The organism is Pseudoduganella sp. R-43 (assembly GCF_049913255.1).
In the GTDB taxonomy this organism is placed as follows: domain Bacteria; phylum Pseudomonadota; class Gammaproteobacteria; order Burkholderiales; family Burkholderiaceae_D; genus Rugamonas.
In genome coordinates, this window is record NZ_CP183988.1 from 6,725,036 (window position 1) to 6,744,628 (window position 19,593).

Below are 19,593 nucleotides of genomic sequence, written 5' to 3' on the forward strand. Positions count from 1 at the left end.
CGAAGTGGCGGGCGCAGTGGCAGGATCTCCTGGCCGCTACCTGGTCAACCTGCGCCAGGGCCGCACCGGCGAAGAGTGGCGCGAAAGCACGCGCACTCCGCAGCCGGTCGACTGGCAAGCCGCCGAAACCCTGTTTGAGCTGGCGCTGATCGAACGCGCTGCGCAAGGTTTCGTCGACCCGGCAACCGCGCCCGAACCGGCCCTGCCGCAAAGCGCGGTATCCGCTCCAGCCCCGGCGCAAACGCCATCCGATCCTGCCGCCGTCGCGCTGCTGCAGCAACTGCAAGCGGGAAACTGGAAAAAGCTGGACCAGCACCACCGCAACCGGGTCATCTGGCGCATCGGCGAACGCCGCCTGCGCGGCGCCGTCCCCGCCATGGTCGACCTGATAGCGCGCGGCGACGTCATGCAGGATTACTGCCTGGCCTGGGCGATCGGCCGCTGCGGCGATGCCGGAGCCGCCGTCGCCATGCAGGAGCTGCACGCGCGCGGCCGCAGCGATGCCGTGCGCCGCATCGCCCTGCAAGCCTGGCTGATGCTGGCCGACGGCGCCGCACTGCAGGCGCACGCGGCCCGCTTGCTGGCCGACTGGCCGGCAGTCCTGCGCAACGCCTGGGACCAGCAGGATGAAGAAAAATTTCTGTCGATTGCCGCCGGCGACGACGAGTGGCAAGGCCTGTCGAAGTCGGACTGGCTGGAGCAGTTGCACCAGGTGGCCCTCAGCCAGCCGATGGCGCGCCGCCTGCTGCGCACCCACCTGAAGCGGATGCGCCTGCGCGCCGGGACTTTCCGCGCCGTGCGCCATATCTACAAGGCAGCCGAGATGGCCGGCGATGCCGAGCTGTGGGGCCTGATCCAGCAGCGCTTTGACACCGATACCCATACCAGCAGCAGCCAGTGGATTTATGTGCGCCGCGCCTACGTCAAGTACGCGGAGGAAGCCTCGCGTCCCGACAGCAAAGTGGCTTACGGCCTGCGCACGCGCGACTACCTGCGCCGCCGCGGCTGGCGCACATTGCGCCGGCTTGCGGAGGACGGCGACGCGGCCTACGTCCGCATGGCGCTCGGGGTCCTGGCTGCGATGGATGACAGCGACGCCGGCCAGGCAAGCGCCCGCGGTGGCCGTTTCTACGACAGCTACAGCTACTGGATGGTCTTCAACCGCATGCTGCGCGCGCGCGGCCATTGGCTTAGCAACCGCCCGGGCACGAGCTGGTACCAGCCGCACCCGATCCAGCCCGACGACAGGCGCCAGGAAGCCTTCCCCGAGCTGTGGGATGCGCAGCCGCAGGCCTTGCTCTCGCTGATGCAGCAAAGCCGCTGCGCCGGCGTGCACGAATTCGCGGCGCGCGCGCTGGCCGACAACAAGGCCTTCTGCGCCGCCCTGGAGCCGGACGTGATCCGCGAGCTGTTGCGCAGCCCCTACCTGTCGACGGCACGCTTTGCCTTCCAGGTGGCGCGCCAGCGCTTCGAACCGGGCATTCCGCCAACCGAGTGGCTGCTGCTCCTGATCCAGTGCACCTTGCCGGAAGCGACCCAATACGCGCTGGACTGCATCGTGCGCGACCCGCTGAACTACGCTGCCGACCCGCTGCTGGTCGCGACCATCGCCTGCGCTCCGCTGGAGGCGGTACGCCGCCAGGGCCGCATGTTGTGCCAGGTCGCTGCGACCTTGCCAGGCCAGGCTCCGGCCATTGTCATGCAACTGCTTGACTGGCTGGACAACTGCGCCGACATCGACGATGCGCGCAACGCCGTGCCGCCGATTGGAGCCGACCTGCATTGGCTGATCGAGAATCCGCTGCGCGATGCCGCGGCAGGCGCACCGTACGAACGCCTGCTGCAACTGCTTGGCCACGCGCTGGCTGCGGTGCGGCTCCTGGCCTGCCAATGGCTGATCTTGCATCCCGCGCCCACCGGCATGCTGCCCGGCTCCAGGCTGGCCATGCTGCTGAAGGATGAAGATGCCGAAGTGCGCGGCGCAGCGGTACGCCTGTTCGGCACGCTGCCGGACCAGGTGCTATGCGCGCAGTCGGAGCTGATCATCGCCTTTGCCACCAGCGCCGAGGCAAGCGTACGGCGCGGCGTCGATCCGGTCATCCAGCGCCTGAGCGTCGCCGATGCCGGCTTCCGCCAGGCGCTGCTGGCCGGCCTGCTCGACGCGCTGTTCCGCAGCGAAACCGGCGAAGGCATGCATGCCGACCTGGTGGCCTGGGTCACCGGTCCCCTGAAGGATGAGGAACAACTGGCCGATACCGCCTTGCTGGCGCGCCTGCTGGCTGCGCGCAGCAAAGGCGCCCAGCTGCTCGGTGCGCGCCTGCTGCCCGGCTTCCGCCCCGAACAGTTTGACGTCGCGGCCTGGGCCGCTTTCGGGCGCAACCCCACGGCCAGCGTGCGGCAATGGGCTTTCCAGGCTTATCGTTCCGCTCCTCAGCGCGTACGCAGCCAGATGGAGGCGGCGCTGCGCATTTTCGACAGCCGCTTCGACGACAGCCGCGAGTTCGCCTCGGCCTTCTTTACCGAGGCCTGCACCCGCGACGACTGGACGCCGCTGCTGCTGGTAAACCTGTGCGACCACCAGGACCCGGCGGCGCAACGCTTCGGCCGCGCCATGATCACCAGGCATTTCGACGTCGGCGACGTGACCGAGCTGCTGGATAAGCTGAGCCAGCACCCTTCCGCCAATATGCAGCTGTTCGTCAGCTCCTGGCTGGAAAGCGCCTGCGCCGGCGACGTGCACAAGCTGCAGCGCATGGAACCTTACTTCCTCAGCGTGCTGTCGCAAGTGAATCGCGGCCGCGTCGTGAAAAGCCGCGTGCAGGCGTTCCTGCGCGCGCAGGCCGAACTGTCGGAGGAAATCGCCGCCTTTGTGGCCAGGGTATTTGCACGCCAGGTGCTGACAGTCGCCATCGCCGACAAGGCGCAATACATCGAAGGCCTGCGCACCATCCAGCAGCGTTATCCCGGGCTGCCGGCAGCCATCACGATCCATACGCCAGCAGCCATCGCCGGCCGGGGAAGCAAGACATGAGATTCCAGTACCGCTACTACGGCGAGACCTACGTCAGCAACAGCGCCGCGTCGACCGATATGCGCTTCGTGCCGGATACCCTGCGCGCACCGACCCACTTCGTCGCCGACATCAACAAGCACATTCCTTTCCGCGAGGCGATCTCCGCCCTGCACGATGTCGTGGTCGCCGACCAGCGCTACCAGCCCAAGGACAAGACAGCCTACAAGGAATGGGTAGCGCAAAACGAAGGCATGATGCTGGCGCAGTTCCAGGCCCGCGGCAGCGAGCTGAAAGAGCAGTTGCAGCCGCTGCAAGCTGAAATACGTGCGCTGCGCGAGCGCAAGTCGAAGCTGATGAAGCCCTTCTACGATGCGCAAGCGCGGTACTACAACTACCTGTACCAGACCAACCGCGAACTGTGGATCGCGCTCGACCCGGTCATTACCGTGCATCCGGACCGCGTGTTCTTCGAGTGCTTCAGCCGCGACGAATCGAGCTACGCCTCGCTCAGTTGTAGCCACAATGTGTTCGACCACATCGGCGACTTCGCCTGCGGCACCACCAATATCGACTACTCGGAAAGCCTGTACGGCGAATTCCAGAAGATCCGCGACTACAAAAGCACCAGGCTGTCGATCGATCCGGGCGGCTTCCAGGTCAAGACCGCCGACGATCCCGAATTCATCGAAGAGAAAATCGACGTGCCCGACACCTGGGTGCGCGGCTTCCTGCAGGTCAGCAGCGCAATGAACATGGTGGCGCGCCGGCTGGACCTGCACCCGATGGACGTGCACAACTTCTGCCTGCAGATGCGGCGCAAGAAGGAGCGCGTCGGTCCGCGCTCGATCCGTTTCGTGCTGGCGCCGGGAGAACCGGTGCGCGCGGTGTTCGAACCTTGGAACGAGGAAGTGGTTTGCCGCCGCTCCATCTATCAGGGCAACGTGGCGGAAGAAGTTCGCGTCTGGGGCCGCCGCCGCCTGATGCTGCTGGAGCGCCTGATTCCCGTCGCCCAGAGCTTCACTGTGCACCTGATGGGCAGCGGCCTGCCAAGCTTCTGGATCGCCAATATGCCCGGCATGCAGTTCACGCTTGGGCTTTCCGGCTGGACCGCCAACGACTGGTCGCATGCCGGCCAGTTCGATTTGCTCGCGCCGCGCGGCGAGATCGACAACGACAGCAAGAAAAAAGTCTTTGCCGCGCTGGGCAAGCGCTGGTTCGCCACCAGCGCCCAGTTGTCGCTCGACACCGGCCTCGATCGCATGCTGGTCGAACGCGCGCTGACCCTGTACACCCAGGCCGGCCGCGTGATCTACGACCTGGTGAATGAAGTCTACCGCCTGCGCGAACTGGCGCGCGAGCCGCTGCCGCTGGACACGCTGCGTTTCGCCAGCCCCGAGGAGGAGGAGGCCCGGAAGCTGGTCGCCCTCCATGCAATGAGCGGACACGCCGTGGAAGCGGTTGCAGACGGCAGCATCCGCCTGAGCGCACAGGCAAAGCAAGGCGACCGCCAGTACCAGGTCATGCTGCGGCTGGATGCCGACGAACGCATCGTCGATGGCGCCTGCCAATGCAACTTCTTCACGTTCAACCGCATGCACAAAGGTCCTTGCGCGCACATGCTCGCGCTGCGCATGTCGCGGCAGCAGGCGGCTTGAGGATGACGATCGATATGAAAAAAGCAAATGAACTGATATACTCGTTCCAGCAAACACGGCGGGATGGCTCTTGCAACCCGAACGGTGGATCGCCGTTCACGTATTCAGCTCTTCCCATGCGCCACTGGCACGCTCTTCACAGTGCCATACTGACACCGGTGCCGCAAGACGGTGTGACTGCCCTGCAGTCCATTCGCAGCACCGGTGTCGTATGGCATCGAGTGGAGCGCCCCAGTCTTAAAGGCTCTTCGATGACAATCCCGCCGTGTCTGCATCTTTCGCGCTCGCCTCGCCAGGAGACCATGCAATGAGCGCCACCGAATCCAGCCCAGTCACCACGCGCGCAGAATTGATGGAGCGCCTGCGTAACAGCTCGCGCCAGGAAGTCGTGCTGGGCGAGATGCAGCGCCTCGGCTTCTGGCCTGCCAATACCGGCGAGCCTACCGAACTGGAAGAAGTCGTCAAGCGTGAAGCTGAACTCAGCAGCGCCCTGCACCGCCTTGGCCAGGAACTGCGCACCATCCAGGACCCGGAACAGGCTCTCAAGGCGATGCGCAAGGAGCGCATGGCCAAAGCGCGGCAACGGCGGGAAGAGACCCGCCAGAAGCGTGCGCGCGAACGTTTTGAACGCGCGACGGCCTGGCATCAGCGCCAGTCCACCGAACTGCTCTACCTGGGCGAAGGCGTTTCCGCCGGCCTGAATCACGCCGAGAGCAATGCCGAAAAACTGGCGCGCTGGTCGCTGCCTGCAATGAACAACGCGAGCGAACTCGCAACCGCCATGGGCATCACGCTGCCCGAGCTGCGCTTCCTGAGTTTCGAGCGCCGCGTATCGCGCATCAGCCACTATCGCCGCTTCGCCATGCCGAAGAAAACCGGCGGCGAACGCATCATCTCTGCGCCGCTGCCGCGCGTGAAGCGCCTGCAGTATTGGGTGCTGGACAACATCCTGGCCAAGGTGCCGCTGCACCCTGCCGCGCATGGGTTCATCCCAGGCCGTTCGATTGTCAGCAATGCCCACCCCCACGTGGGCAAGTCCGTGGTCATCAACCTGGACCTGAAGAATTTTTTCCCGTCCATCAGCCTGCCGCGCATCAAGGGCGTGTTCAGGGAGCTGGGCTACAGCGAACAACTGGCCACCACGCTCGGGCTGGTTTGCACGGAGACGCCCGTTGAAGAAGTCAGCGTGGACGGCGAAAGATTCTTTGTCGCCACCGGCGAGCGCGCCCTGCCCCAGGGCGCTCCGAGCAGCCCGGCGCTGACCAACATCCTGTGCCGGCGTCTCGACGCTCGCGTGCAAAGCTGCGCCGCAAAGCTTGGCTTCACCTACACCCGCTATGCCGACGACCTGACCTTCTCCGGCGATGCCGCCGCGCGCAAGCTGGCCGGCAAGCTGCTATGGCGCGTCAAGCAGATCATTGCCGACGAAGGCTTCACGCCTCACCCGGACAAGCAGCATGTCATGAGCGATGCGCATTGCCAGAGCGTGACCGGCATCGTGGTCAACAAGAAGCTGTCCCTCGACCGCGATACCTTGCGCCGCTTCCGCGCGACCCTGTTCCAGGTCGAAAAAGACGGCCCGGCCGGCAAACAATGGAACGGCAATGAAAACGTGATCGATGCGCTCGAAGGTTACGCGCAGTTCATCAAGATGGTCGACGCCGAGAAAGGGGCACCGTTACTGCAACAGGTGCGGGCAGCCCGCGCGAAATGGACTGCGCAAGCGCCGGCAGCAAGCGCACCTGTCGCCCGCCGCAGCAGCGGCTTCCGCGCTTTGTCGGCGCAAGGCAAGGAACCGTGGGCCGGCTTCTGGCAAGCGGCAATACCGGCTGCGCCCGTGCTGGAGAAAACGCAGGAGCAGTTGACGCAGGCAAAAGCCGCTGCAAGGCAAAAGCCTGCTGCGCCCACAGGCTCTCCTTCGAGGCCGGCGGCAAGGCCGGCTACCACGCCGCAGCCTCCTACGCGCGAAAGCCGCGGGATGTTCACCGGACGTCCATGGGTGGCTATCCTCATCCAGCTCTACTTCGCCACGACCTTGTGCCTGAACTTCCGCACGCCGATTCCATTCGTCGCCGCCGTGGTACTTGCAGTGCTGGCATGGCGAAATTTCAGTGCCGGCTGGCCGCGCTATTTCTTCACCATGTTCGTAGCGGTGATTGCGACGGTCGTGCTGCGGCACGCTTAAGCCGAAAAAAAAACCGCCAGGTCACCCTGGCGGTTCTCATGCAGGGACGCGCAGCTTATTCAGCGACGTCTGCACCCACGTTGATCGCGGCGTAAGCGCGCATGGCCGCCTTGGCCTCAACGCTGCCAACGCCATACAGTTCCTGCGCTGCTGCCACGACTGCTGCACGTGCGTCAGCATAGGTCGAGCCGGAAGTCAGCTTGGTGGTGTTGGCCTTGAACCAGATGCGATATGCCTTGTCGATGCCGATGCCGGTCATGTTCTTCGGGGCCTGGGTCAGGTACTGGGAGTAGTAGTCGCTGGTGGACACCGAGCTCGAACCCATGGCCAGGAAGTAGAACATGCGGTTGTTAGGGCCGCTGCTGTAGTGCGGGTCCAGGCGCTTCAGGGAAGTGCTCCATGCATTCGGGCTCTTGCCGTCCTTGCTTGGCTTGTACAGCCAGCGCAGCGGGGTACCGGTCTTCGAGATTTCCTTGCCCATCATCCAGTCGTTGCCGGCGTTGACAACGCTGCCGGTGCCGCCGTTGCGTGCGTAGGCTTCCACCGCTTCGCCGTTGATGTCGGACGAAGATTCGTTCAGGCCGCCGGACTCGCCGCGGTAGGTCAGGTTGGACGTTGCAGCGGTCACGCCGTGGCCCATTTCGTGGCCGATCACGTCGATCGAACCAAGGCTGTAGAAGCTGGAACCGTCGCCGATGTACATGCACTTGCAGGAATCGGTGTAGAAGGCGTTGTCGTAAGCGGTGCCCACGTGTACGGCGATGTAGGTTGCGGTGTTGTTACCGTCCAGCGACTTCCAGCCCAGCACATTGCTCATGGTGTCGTAGGTGTTCTGCAAGCCCCACAGCGCATTGACGGCAGCGGTCTGGCCGTTGGCGTTGGTGGTGCTGCCGCCGGAAATGTAGTTCTGGCCATCGCCCCAGACGTTGGTGCTGTTGGTGTAGATCACGCCCGGAGTCGGGTTGGAAGTCGAAGCGTGGTTGGCATTGGTGATTGCAGCACCGCCGAACTGGCCGCCGACGCCGCGGGTGGAATCGAGCATCTGGTAGGTGGTACCGGACAGGGTGGTCTGGATCGGCACGTCGCCGTTGTACTGGCTATGGCCGGTGCCGACCACGCTCTGCACCATGCTCCACTGGTCCAGCAGGCTGCCGTCCCTGGCGTTCACGATGGTATTGTGGAAAACGGCTTCCTGTCCCTTGGTCATGCGGGTCTTCACCAGGTAGGCGAGCTGGTAGCTGCCCACCACGTCTTTCACGTCCAGTGCATTCAGGTCGGCTTCGGCCTTGGTTTCGGCGCCGGCAACGCGCACGGTCTTCATGACGGGGAAGATGATCAGTTCAGCGGACGGCGGGTCGATGTGGCTGGCGGCTGCCGGCAGGGTTGCCATTGCCTTGGAAATGGCGGCGCTGCCCGACAGGGTTGGCTTCACGTCGAAGCGCTTGGCAGACAGGCTGGCGCGGCGGTCGGTCACCGATTCGCCAACGATACTGCCGGCCTTGTCGGTCACGATCACGGACTCGGATTCGAAAATGCGCACGCCCTTGTAGGTATGGCTCATGCGGCTGATCGCCTGGCCCGAAGCGCCCGGATGCTGGGAGGCGATGCTGTAGCCGTGGTCAGTATCCAGGCCGAACTTGCCGCGCTCGCCGTTCAGGGTTGCCAGCAGGCGTGCCTTTTCCTGGGCGGAGAATGCGACTGGGCTGGCCATCATGCTGGCGGCGCCAGCCTGTGCTGCTACAAGGGTGATCGCTGCCGCGATCAGGGTCTTGCGAATCTTCATTTTTGCTCCATTAGTCCCGTGATTGTCTTGTGTTTTGTCGTCCGGTTTCTCCGGCTCGAATACCAACACTAGCTAGGTTGCATGGAGCTAGTCAACGTTTGCACAAAATTGAGACAACCTTCTGTTGTATGTCGTATTTGAGACTTTCGAAAGAAAAAGGCCTGCCTTGCCTTCATTCGCAAGACAGGCCTGGACCAGTTTGCGGCCCGCGTCAGTGCGGCACCATTCCGGGGAACACATAGGCCTGCAAGACCGTCATCAGGCCCACGATGGCGGCAAACAGCAGACTGTGTTTGAGCGTGAAGCGGAACAATTCGGACTCCCGCCCGACCAGGCCCGTGGCTGCGCAGGCAACGGCAATCGACTGCGGCGAAATCATCTTGCCGGTCACGCCACCGGTGGTATTCGCGGCCACCAGCAAGGTATCGGATACGCCGACCTGGTGCGCGGTGGTGTTCTGCAGGGAGCAGAACAAGGCATTCGACGAGGTATCGGAGCCGGTCAGGAACACGCCGAGCCAGCCGAGGAAAGGCGAGAAGAACGGGAAGGCCGCGCCGGTCCCGGCCAGCACCAATGCCAGCGTGGAGGACATGCCCGAGTAGTTGGCGACGAACGCAAACGCCAGTACCAGCCCGATCGACAGCACGGGACGGCGCAGTTCAAGGACGGTGTCACGCAAGGCCCGCAAGCCGTTGCCCAGGCTAAAGCGCAGCAAGACCATCGACAGCAATGTCGAAACCAGGATCGCCGTGCCGACGGCCGAGACCAGGTCCAGCTTGAAGACCGCCTCATATGCCTTGGGCGCTGCGACGATCGGCGCCATCTTGACCACCATCATGTCCAGGTATGGGACGTGAAATTTCAGCACTGTGCCGGCCAATGCGCCTTTGGCAGCGAACAGCGCCTTGAACTGCGGCAGGCTCCACACCGTCACCACGGCGGTCAGCAGGCCGAATGGCGCCCAGGCACGCACCGTTTGCGCGGTGGTGTATGGCGATTGGCTGCGGCTGCGCGGCTGCGTGCCCGCTGCCGCAGCACCGCCGAACGGCGACATGGCCGCCGTGCCGCCGCCCATCGAAATGGTATTGCGTGCCCCGGCCTTGGCGCTGGCGGGTTGCCATACCTTCAGGAAGCCGGTCAGGGCGCCCAGGCTGACCAGGGCGGAGGTGATGTCCGGCAGTTCCGGGCCTATATAGTTGGAGGTGATGTACTGCGTGACGGCGAAACTGCCGCCGGCCACCAGCGCTGCGGGCCAGGTCTCCTTGATGCCGCGCTTGCCGTCCATCATGAACACCAGCCAGAAAGGCACCAGCAGCGACAGCAGCGGCAGCTGGCGGCCGGCCATGGCGCCGATGTTCATCGCGTCGAGGCCGGTGACCTGCCCCGCAACGATAATGGGAATGCCCATGGCGCCAAAGGCTACCGGCGCGGTATTGGCAATCAGGCACAGGCCGGCCGCGTACAGCGGATTGAAGCCCAGGCCAACCAGCAGCGCGGAAGTGATCGCCACAGGTGCGCCAAAGCCTGCCGCCCCTTCCAGGAAGGCGCCGAAGGAAAAGCCGATCAGCAGCATCTGCAGGCGCTGGTCGTCCGTAATCGATACCACCGACGCGCGGATGATTTCGAGCTGGCCGGTACGCTCAACCACCTTGTACAGGAACACCGCGCTGATAATGATCCATGCGATGGGCCACATTCCGTAAGCAAAGCCGTAGCCCGCAGCAGCCAGCGCCTGCGGCACCGGCATGCCATAACAGAAAATCGCGACCGCAAGCGACAATGCCAGTGTCACGGCGGCGGCGACATGGCCTTTGAGGCGCCAGACCGCCAGCGCGACAAAGAAAAAGAGAATGGGAATGGCGGCGACCAGGGCCGACAGCCCCAAGCTGCCCAACGGGGCATAGATCTGGTTCCAGGTTTGCATTTGACTCTCCTCCAATGGTTTGAAATTTTTCTTATGCCGGCGCCAGGCGCCGTAATGGGTGCAACAATCCTTATTCCGCCTGCCCCCTTTTCCGCAACAGGTCGGACAGGCTGCGCCTGGCCGGCACCAGCGGTGCACGGTGGCGTGTCCACCCCAGTTGGGAGGACGGAGCGAAGTCTCGCAGGCGGGTCGCCAGCCAACGGAACCAGCGATAGGCCGAGGGGCGCGCGAAGGCGCCGCTCCAGAAGCGCCACACCAGCCGGTCACCGCGGCTGAAGCTGGCCCCCTGGCCGCGCAGGGGATGCTCGACCTGCTGCGCAGGATCGCGGTTCGCCTCGGTGCGCAGCCGTACCAGCAACGACGGAATCGGAATGCGCACCGGACATACTTCGGCACAGGCGCCGCACAGGCTGGAAGCTGTCACCAGGTCGGCCGTCTCCTCCAGTCCCAGCAGATGCGGGGAGATGATCTTGCCGATCGGCCCCGGATACGTGGTGCCGTATGCATGTCCGCCCACCCGCTCATATACCGGGCAGTGGTTCATGCAAGCGCCGCAGCGGATGCACTGCAAGGTGGCGCGCAACTGCTGGTCGGCATAGGCCTGTGTGCGGCCGTTATCGAGCAGAACCACGTGCATTTCGCGTGGGCCATCCAGTTCGCCGGCCCGGCGCGGACCGGTGATCAGGTTGAAATAGGTGGTAATGGCCTGGCCGGTGGCCGAGCGTGTCAGCAGGCTCGCCAGCGGCACAATATGCTCCAGCCTCGCCACCACCTTCTCCATGCCCATCAGGGCGATATGCACATCCGGCACCGTGGTCGACAAGCGGCCGTTGCCCTCGTTCTCCACCAGCCACAGGGTGCCGGTATCGGCTGCCGCAAAGTTGACGCCGGACAGGCCGATATCCGCATCGGCGAATTTCTGGCGCAGGCTGCGCCGGCCTGCCAGGATCAGCGTGTCGACATCTTCGGTATAGGGCGTGCCGGGCAGGTGGCGTTCGAACAGGGCGCCAATCTCGGCGCGCGTCTTGTGCAGGGCCGGCATGACGATATGCGAGGGTTTTTCCTGCGCCAGCTGCACGATGTATTCGCCCATGTCGGATTCGATACAGTCGATGCCGCGTTCAGCCATGTAGTGGTTCAGTTCCACCTCTTCGCTGGCCATCGACTTGCCCTTGACGATACTGCGGGCACCGTGGCGCTGCGCGATTTCATGGATGATGGCGTTGGCTTCGTCCGCCGTGGCGGCCCAGTGCACGTGCACGCCTAGCGCCTGCAGGTTGGATTCGAACTGCACCAGCAGGTCCGGCAGGTTGGCCAGCGCATGCTGGCGTATCGCTTCGCCCAGGTCGCGCAGCTGTTCCAGTTCGCCAGCGTCGGGGAATTGCTTGCTGCGCTTGGCCTGCAGGAAATCCATCGCGCCGCGCATGCTGGAGCGCAGGGCCTGGTCCTGCAAGGCTCCGCTGACCCGCTCACGAAAATCGGCAGGCGAAACAAAGTGCATTGGCCGCGCGTTCATGCCTGCACCTCCCTGTCGTCATCAACGATCACCACCCACAGTGCGGCTGGCCCGTGCGCGCCGTAGGCCAGGGTTTGCTGGATATCCGAAGTTTTTGAAGGGCCCGATACCAGCACCAGGTTGGTCGGCATGCCTGCGCACCAGCGCTCGGCGTGCACGGCCGCATGCAGGTCGGCATGCAGCGTGCTCGCATACACCAGCGCCACGTGCAGCGGCGGCACAAGCGATACGGTACGCGGCGTTCCCGCATCGGGCGCCAGCACCAGCGTGCCGGTGGTGGCGATTCCGGAACGCGCCACGGTAAAGCCTGCATCCACCGAGGAGAACAATGAATCCTTCCATGCTTCCAGCGGCTGCGCGAACGAGAGAGCCTGCATGCCGGCTGGCAGTGCGGCGGCAAGCGCCGTGCCTTCGGCTGTGGCATGGTCGAGCAGCAAGCGCTGCACGCCGGCCCGCCCAAGCTTGTCGGCCAACAGTGCGGGCCATTTCGCGGCGCTGCTGCGCCAGACTTCCGTGCGCACCGAAGCCATGACGCGCTCCATGACGTCCGCTCGCTGCTTCGGAGAGGCTGCGCGCAGGGCGCCATGTGCATGATGCTGGCTGATGCGCGACTCCAGGTCGCGGCTGTCCGGCGTCGCGGCCGGCACGGCAATGCGCAAGGCGCCCAGGATGCGCTCGCGGCTACCCATGCTGCTCATTGCGCACCTCCACCCTGCTCCGGCGCGGCGGCAAGGCCGTTCAGGCGCCGCCACAGGAAGCTGGCCATATGCTCCACTTTGAGCGGCGCTCCCTGGTGCTGGGCCGCATGACCAATATTCAGCAGGCAGCCGCAGTCGGCAGAAACCAGGCGCGTGCAGCCTGTCGCGCAGGCCGCAGCGATCTTGTCGGCGACCATCGCGCCGGAAATGTCGGGATGCTTGAGCGAGAAGGTGCCGCCAAAGCCGCAGCACTCCGATTCGCGCTGGTGCTCCACGCGTGTCACGCCAGGCAAGGAGTCGAGCAATGCCACGCCATGCTCCCTGGTGCCCATTTCGCGCCGGGCGCCGCAAGAGGAGTGCAGCACCACCTTTTCATCGCCCTGCGCAGGCGCAGCCTGGAAGTCGACGTGCAGTACATGCAGCAGGAATTCGCTCAGTTCGTAGATCCGACCTGCAAGCTCGCGTGCCTTGGCGGCAGCCTCCGGATCATCTTTGAACAGTTCGGGCCAGTGATGTCGCATCATGCCCGCGCAAGAGCCGGACGGCACGACGACAGGCCATGGCTGCGGAAACAAATCCAGCTGCGCGCGCGCCACGGCTTGCGCCTGCTCAGGGTTGCCGCTGCTGTAGGCAGGCTGGCCGCAGCAGCTCTGGCCGCGCGGGAAGTGCACGGTCACGCCTTGCTGCTCGAGCAGGCGTACCGCATCGAGTCCCGCTTCCGGCATGAACAAGTCGATCACGCAGGTACCGAACAGGTACACATGTTGATGGCGCTGGCTTGCCAGCGATGGGTAGTGTCGGGGCCTCATGGCGCGTCTCCTCTGTTTTGCTTATTCCGTCGACAGGTCCCATAATTCCCGCATGCCGGCGGCGCCGCAAACTGGTTGGACCATGCGCCGCAAAAGGAGATCGCCAAGATGAAAACAAGCGGGCTGGTAGAAGAGGTTCAACGCCAACTGGAAGTGGCGCTGCTGGATGGCCGCTATCCCGCCAACGCAAAGCTGCCGTCCGAGCGCGTGCTCGCCGAGCAGTTCTCAGTGTCGCGCAATACGATACGCGAGGCGCTGCAAAGAATGGTGGCACGAGGCCTGCTGCGCAGCCGCCCTGGCGCGGGCATGTTCGTGGGCGATCAACTACGCACCGGCAGCGCATCGCCGTGGGCGCAACTGGTCGTCGATCATCCGGTGCTATTGAGTGAGGTGCTGGAGTTTCGCCGTGTGCTGGAAGGCGCTACGGCCTATTACGCCGCACTGCGCGGTACTGATGAAGAGTATGCCGGCATTCGCGCCCTGCTGGCGGGACTTGAGCAAGCGCGCCAGGACGATCACGCCGCGAAGGAAGCGGCACTCGACGCGGAACTGCATGAGGCCATCGCACTGGCATCTCACAACAGCATGTTCCTGCACCTGCATGCCAGCGTGCTGGGAATACTGCGCGAACACATTACGCTGAATGGCTCCAATTTGCGGGCACTGGATGACGAGGTATCCGGCCAGCTATTGCAGCAGCACCGCGCAATCTGCCAGGCCATTTGCGCGCGCAAGCCCGAGGCGGCGCGCACCGCGATGCAAGCGCATATCGACTACGTGGCGGGCAAGCTGGAGGCGGCCTGACTGGTCCAACCAGTAACCCATCGGACGCGCAAAACAAAAAGCCCGCCGGCATTCATGCCTGGCGGGCTTTTCTAATAAGAGCCTGACGATAACCTACTTTCACACTGGTTGCAGCACTATCATCGGCGCAGAGTCGTTTCACGGTCCTGTTCGGGATGGGAAGGGGTGGGACCGACTTGCTATGGTCATCAGGCATGACTTGTCAACAATCCGGGAAGAAGTAAAGTGGGGTAGTGTTCTCAAACACGGTAAGTGCTACATAACCGTCAAGGTTATAGGGACAAGCCGTACGGGCAATTAGTATCAGTTAGCTTAATGCATTACTGCACTTCCACACCTGACCTATCAACGTCCTGGTCTCGAACGACCCTTCAAGGAGCTCAAGGCTCCGGGAAATCTCATCTTAAGGCAAGTTTCCCGCTTAGATGCTTTCAGCGGTTATCTCTTCCGAACTTAGCTACCCGGCAATGCCACTGGCGTGACAACCGGTACACCAGAGGTTCGTCCACTCCGGTCCTCTCGTACTAGGAGCAGCCCCCTTCAAATTTCCAACGCCCACGGCAGATAGGGACCAAACTGTCTCACGACGTTTTAAACCCAGCTCACGTACCACTTTAAATGGCGAACAGCCATACCCTTGGGACCGGCTACAGCCCCAGGATGTGATGAGCCGACATCGAGGTGCCAAACTCCCCCGTCGATATGAACTCTTGGGAGGAATCAGCCTGTTATCCCCAGAGTACCTTTTATCCGTTGAGCGATGGCCCTTCCATACAGAACCACCGGATCACTATGTCCTACTTTCGTACCTGCTCGACTTGTCGGTCTCGCAGTTAAGCACGCTTATGCCATTGCACTATTAGCACGATGTCCGACCGTACCTAGCGTACCTTCGAACTCCTCCGTTACCGTTTGGGAGGAGACCGCCCCAGTCAAACTGCCTACCATGCACTGTCCCCGATCCGGATCACGGACCAAGGTTAGAACCTCAAACAAACCAGGGTGGTATTTCAAGGATGGCTCCATAGGAACTGGCGTCCCTACTTCAAAGCCTCCCACCTATCCTACACAGATTGGTTCAAAGTCCAATGCAAAGCTACAGTAAAGGTTCATGGGGTCTTTCCGTCTAGCCGCGGGTAGATTGCATCATCACAAACACTTCAACTTCGCTGAGTCTCGGGAGGAGACAGTGTGGCCATCGTTACGCCATTCGTGCAGGTCGGAACTTACCCGACAAGGAATTTCGCTACCTTAGGACCGTTATAGTTACGGCCGCCGTTTACTGGGACTTCAATCAAGAGCTTGCACCCCATCATTTAATCTTCCAGCACCGGGCAGGCGTCACACCCTATACGTCCACTTTCGTGTTTGCAGAGTGCTGTGTTTTTATTAAACAGTCGCAGCCACCAGTTTATTGCAACCTTTTCGCCCTTCCACAGTAAAGTGGTCAAGCTACCGAGGCGTACCTTATCCCGAAGTTACGGTACCAATTTGCCGAGTTCCTTCTCCCGAGTTCTCTCAAGCGCCTTAGAATACTCATCTCGCCCACCTGTGTCGGTTTGCGGTACGGTCTCGTATGACTGAAGCTTAGAGGCTTTTCTTGGAACCACTTCCGATTGCTTCGCGAGCAAGCTCGCTCGTCCCAGTCCCTTGAATTACGCGCCCGGATTTGCCTAAGCGCCTTCTATGAACCAGGAACTGCCTATTCCAACAGGCAGACAACCTTCCGCGATCCGTCCCCCCATCGCATCATACGACGGTGCAGGAATATTAACCTGCTTCCCATCAGCTACGCATCTCTGCCTCGCCTTAGGGGCCGACTCACCCTGCTCCGATGAACGTTGAACAGGAAACCTTGGGCTTACGGCGTGCGGGCTTTTCACCCGCATTATCGCTACTCATGTCAGCATTCGCACTTCTGATACCTCCAGCATCCTTTACAAGACACCTTCGCAGGCTTACAGAACGCTCTCCTACCATATCCTTGCGGATATCCGCAGCTTCGGTGACTGGCTTAGCCCCGTTACATCTTCCGCGCAGGACGACTCGATCAGTGAGCTATTACGCTTTCTTTAAATGATGGCTGCTTCTAAGCCAACATCCTGACTGTTTTAGCCTTCCCACTTCGTTTTCCACTTAGCCAATCTTTGGGACCTTAGCTGGCGGTCTGGGTTGTTTCCCTCTTGACACCGGACGTTAGCACCCGATGTCTGTCTCCCAAGCTCGCACTCAACGGTATTCGGAGTTTGCAATGGTTTGGTAAGTCGCGATGACCCCCTAGCCATAACAGTGCTCTACCCCCGTCGGTGATACTTGAGGCACTACCTAAATAGTTTTCGGAGAGAACCAGCTATTTCCAAGTTTGTTTAGCCTTTCACCCCTATCCACAGCTCATCCCCTAATTTTTCAACATTAGTGGGTTCGGTCCTCCAGTGCGTGTTACCGCACCTTCAACCTGGCCATGGATAGATCACTTGGTTTCGGGTCTACACCCAGCGACTGGCGCCCTGTTCGGACTCGATTTCTCTACGGCTCCCCTATCTGGTTAACCTCGCCACTGAATGTAAGTCGCTGACCCATTATACAAAAGGTACGCCGTCACCCCTTACGAGGCTCCGACTGTTTGTATGCACACGGTTTCAGGATCTATTTCACTCCCCTCCCGGGGTTCTTTTCGCCTTTCCCTCACGGTACTGGTTCACTATCGGTCGATTACGAGTATTTAGCCTTGGAGGATGGTCCCCCCATGTTCAGACAGGATTTCTCGTGTCCCGCCCTACTTGTCGTACGCTTAGTACCACCGCTCTGATTTCGTGTACGGGGCTATCACCCGCTATGGCTCCTATTTCCAGAGGATTCCACTATCAGAACGACTATCACGTACAGGCTCTTCCCATTTCGCTCGCCACTACTTTGGGAATCTCGGTTGATTTCTTTTCCTGCAGCTACTTAGATGTTTCAGTTCGCCGCGTTCGCTTCACACACCTATGTATTCAGTGAGTGATGACCTATAAGGCCGGGTTTCCCCATTCGGAAATCTTCGGATCAATGCTTGTTTGTCAGCTCCCCGAAGCTTATCGCAGACTTCTACGTCCTTCATCGCCTGTAATCGCCAAGGCATCCGCCATGTGCACTTAGTCACTTGTCCCTATAACCTTGACGGCTATAAGTTCAAGCACTTACTACTGTGTTTGATGAGTTTTACTACTACCCTAAGTAATATCTTTCGATATCGCTTAATAAAACTTTTACTTCTTCCAGATTGTTAAAGAACGTTACTACTCAAACCTAAACCCGAAGGCTTACGTTTGACCAGTACCTAACAACAGCCGATAAGTGTGAACGTTTGAGTCTGATGCCGACTCTAGAAAGGAGGTGATCCAGCCGCACCTTCCGATACGGCTACCTTGTTACGACTTCACCCCAGTCACGAATCCTACCGTGGTAAGCGCCCTCCTTACGGTTAAGCTACCTACTTCTGGTAAAACCCGCTCCCATGGTGTGACGGGCGGTGTGTACAAGACCCGGGAACGTATTCACCGCGACATGCTGATCCGCGATTACTAGCGATTCCAACTTCATGTAGTCGAGTTGCAGACTACAATCCGGACTACGATACACTTTCTGGGATTAGCTCCCCCTCGCGGGTTGGCGGCCCTCTGTATGTACCATTGTATGACGTGTGAAGCCCTACCCATAAGGGCCATGAGGACTTGACGTCATCCCCACCTTCCTCCGGTTTGTCACCGGCAGTCTCATTAGAGTGCTCTTGCGTAGCAACTAATGACAAGGGTTGCGCTCGTTGCGGGACTTAACCCAACATCTCACGACACGAGCTGACGACAGCCATGCAGCACCTGTGTGCAGGTTCTCTTTCGAGCACTCCCGGATCTCTCCAGGATTCCTGCCATGTCAAGGGTAGGTAAGGTTTTTCGCGTTGCATCGAATTAATCCACATCATCCACCGCTTGTGCGGGTCCCCGTCAATTCCTTTGAGTTTTAATCTTGCGACCGTACTCCCCAGGCGGTCTACTTCACGCGTTAGCTGCGTTACTAAGTCAATTAAGACCCAACAACTAGTAGACATCGTTTAGGGCGTGGACTACCAGGGTATCTAATCCTGTTTGCTCCCCACGCTTTCGTGCATGAGCGTCAGTTTTGACCCAGGGGGCTGCCTTCGCCATCGGTGTTCCTCCACATCTCTACGCATTTCACTGCTACACGTGGAATTCTACCCCCCTCTGCCAAACTCTAGCCTCGCAGTCTCCATCGCCATTCCCAGGTTAAGCCCGGGGATTTCACGACAGACTTACGAAACCGCCTGCGCACGCTTTACGCCCAGTAATTCCGATTAACGCTTGCACCCTACGTATTACCGCGGCTGCTGGCACGTAGTTAGCCGGTGCTTATTCTTCAGGTACCGTCAGCAGATCTGGATATTAGCCAGACCCTTTTCTTCCCTGACAAAAGAGCTTTACAACCCGAAGGCCTTCTTCACTCACGCGGCATTGCTGGATCAGGGTTGCCCCCATTGTCCAAAATTCCCCACTGCTGCCTCCCGTAGGAGTCTGGACCGTGTCTCAGTTCCAGTGTGGCTGGTCGTCCTCTCAGACCAGCTACTGATCGTTGCCTTGGTGAGCCTTTACCTCACCAACTAGCTAATCAGATATCGGCCGCTCCAGGAGCACAAGGTCCGAAGATCCCCTGCTTTCATCCTTAGATCGTATGCGGTATTAGCGTAACTTTCGCTACGTTATCCCCCACTCTTGGGTACGTTCCGATATATTACTCACCCGTTCGCCACTCGCCGCCAGGCCGAAGCCCGCGCTGCCGTTCGACTTGCATGTGTAAAGCATGCCGCCAGCGTTCAATCTGAGCCAGGATCAAACTCTTCAGTTCAATCTCTGTTTTTCGATATTGCTACCGAGGTCACTCACTCAAAATACTGACGAAATCTCTTTCGAGATTTACGTTTATTTTGTGCGAGCGTTATAACGTATATTTTGAGCATCGGACCCGAAGGTCCGGGCATATCGTCAAACGCCCACACTTATCGACTGTTGATTTTTAAAGATCGCTGCCTTGTATTGTCGACGAAGCGTTGTGTTCGTCAGCAGCAGAGAAGCGAGATTATGCGGTACAGCGTGCAACTCGTCAACCCCTTCTTTTTCGCTTCGCTGCGTTGTCGTTTGACTGCGCTGCGTTG

General features: G+C 61.0%; 9 protein-coding genes and 3 rRNA genes. 4 read left to right on the plus strand and 8 right to left on the minus strand.

Annotated elements, in window-relative coordinates; genetic code table 11:
- Positions 1-16 precede the first annotated feature (16 nt).
- The 3 genes from ACN9M3_RS30750 to ACN9M3_RS30760 all read left to right on the plus strand — a co-directional run bounded on the left by ACN9M3_RS30750 (position 17) and on the right by ACN9M3_RS30760 (position 6,853).
- Entirely contained in the window at positions 17-3,031 is a 3,015-nt protein-coding gene (locus ACN9M3_RS30750; protein ID WP_426319665.1) for a hypothetical protein, read from the plus strand.
- Positions 3,028-4,668 (plus strand): SWIM zinc finger family protein, encoded by a 1,641-nt coding sequence (locus ACN9M3_RS30755; RefSeq protein WP_426319667.1) that lies wholly within the window; start codon positions 3,028-3,030, stop codon positions 4,666-4,668. Before ACN9M3_RS30750 ends, ACN9M3_RS30755 begins: the two co-directional genes overlap by 4 nt.
- 307 nt (positions 4,669-4,975) lie before the next feature.
- Positions 4,976-6,853: a reverse transcriptase domain-containing protein gene (locus ACN9M3_RS30760; RefSeq protein WP_426166179.1), complete on the plus strand. Its 1,878-nt coding sequence runs from the start codon at positions 4,976-4,978 to the stop codon at positions 6,851-6,853.
- Between the two features lie 55 nt (positions 6,854-6,908).
- On the opposite strand, the gene ACN9M3_RS30765 is transcribed toward ACN9M3_RS30760, so the two are convergent.
- From ACN9M3_RS30765 to ACN9M3_RS30785, 5 genes are all read right to left on the minus strand, one after another.
- Positions 6,909-8,636, minus strand: coding sequence for a M4 family metallopeptidase (locus tag ACN9M3_RS30765; RefSeq protein ID WP_426166181.1), 1,728 nt, complete (start codon positions 8,634-8,636; stop codon positions 6,909-6,911).
- A gap of 211 nt (positions 8,637-8,847) precedes the next feature.
- The gene (locus tag ACN9M3_RS30770; protein WP_426166183.1) at positions 8,848-10,560 is read right to left on the minus strand and encodes a lactate permease LctP family transporter; all 1,713 of its coding nucleotides are present in this window, start codon (positions 10,558-10,560) and stop codon (positions 8,848-8,850) included.
- 70 nt (positions 10,561-10,630) lie between these two features.
- Positions 10,631-12,076, minus strand: a complete 1,446-nt coding sequence (locus ACN9M3_RS30775; protein WP_426166186.1) for a LutB/LldF family L-lactate oxidation iron-sulfur protein — start codon at positions 12,074-12,076, stop codon at positions 10,631-10,633.
- Positions 12,073-12,774, minus strand: a complete 702-nt coding sequence (locus tag ACN9M3_RS30780) for a LutC/YkgG family protein (RefSeq protein ID WP_426166188.1) — start codon at positions 12,772-12,774, stop codon at positions 12,073-12,075. The genes ACN9M3_RS30775 and ACN9M3_RS30780 overlap by 4 nt, the downstream gene beginning before the upstream one ends.
- A complete protein-coding gene (locus tag ACN9M3_RS30785; RefSeq protein WP_426166191.1) occupies positions 12,771-13,583 on the minus strand; it encodes a (Fe-S)-binding protein in 813 nt (270 codons plus the stop codon). The genes ACN9M3_RS30780 and ACN9M3_RS30785 overlap by 4 nt, the downstream gene beginning before the upstream one ends.
- 108 nt (positions 13,584-13,691) lie before the next feature.
- On the opposite strand from ACN9M3_RS30785, the gene ACN9M3_RS30790 reads away from it, so the two are divergent.
- Entirely contained in the window at positions 13,692-14,387 is a 696-nt protein-coding gene (locus tag ACN9M3_RS30790; RefSeq protein WP_426166194.1) for a FadR/GntR family transcriptional regulator, read from the plus strand.
- Between the two features lie 80 nt (positions 14,388-14,467).
- Here the strand turns inward: ACN9M3_RS30790 and rrf are convergent.
- The 3 genes from rrf to ACN9M3_RS30805 all read right to left on the minus strand — a co-directional run bounded on the left by rrf (position 14,468) and on the right by ACN9M3_RS30805 (position 19,286).
- Positions 14,468-14,580, minus strand: a 5S ribosomal RNA gene (gene rrf / locus ACN9M3_RS30795).
- 83 nt (positions 14,581-14,663) lie between these two features.
- Positions 14,664-17,535 (minus strand): 23S ribosomal RNA (locus ACN9M3_RS30800).
- A gap of 220 nt (positions 17,536-17,755) precedes the next feature.
- Positions 17,756-19,286 (minus strand): 16S ribosomal RNA (locus ACN9M3_RS30805).
- The 16S, 23S and 5S rRNA genes sit together here, the layout of an rRNA operon.
- Between the last annotated feature and the right edge of the window lie 307 nt (positions 19,287-19,593).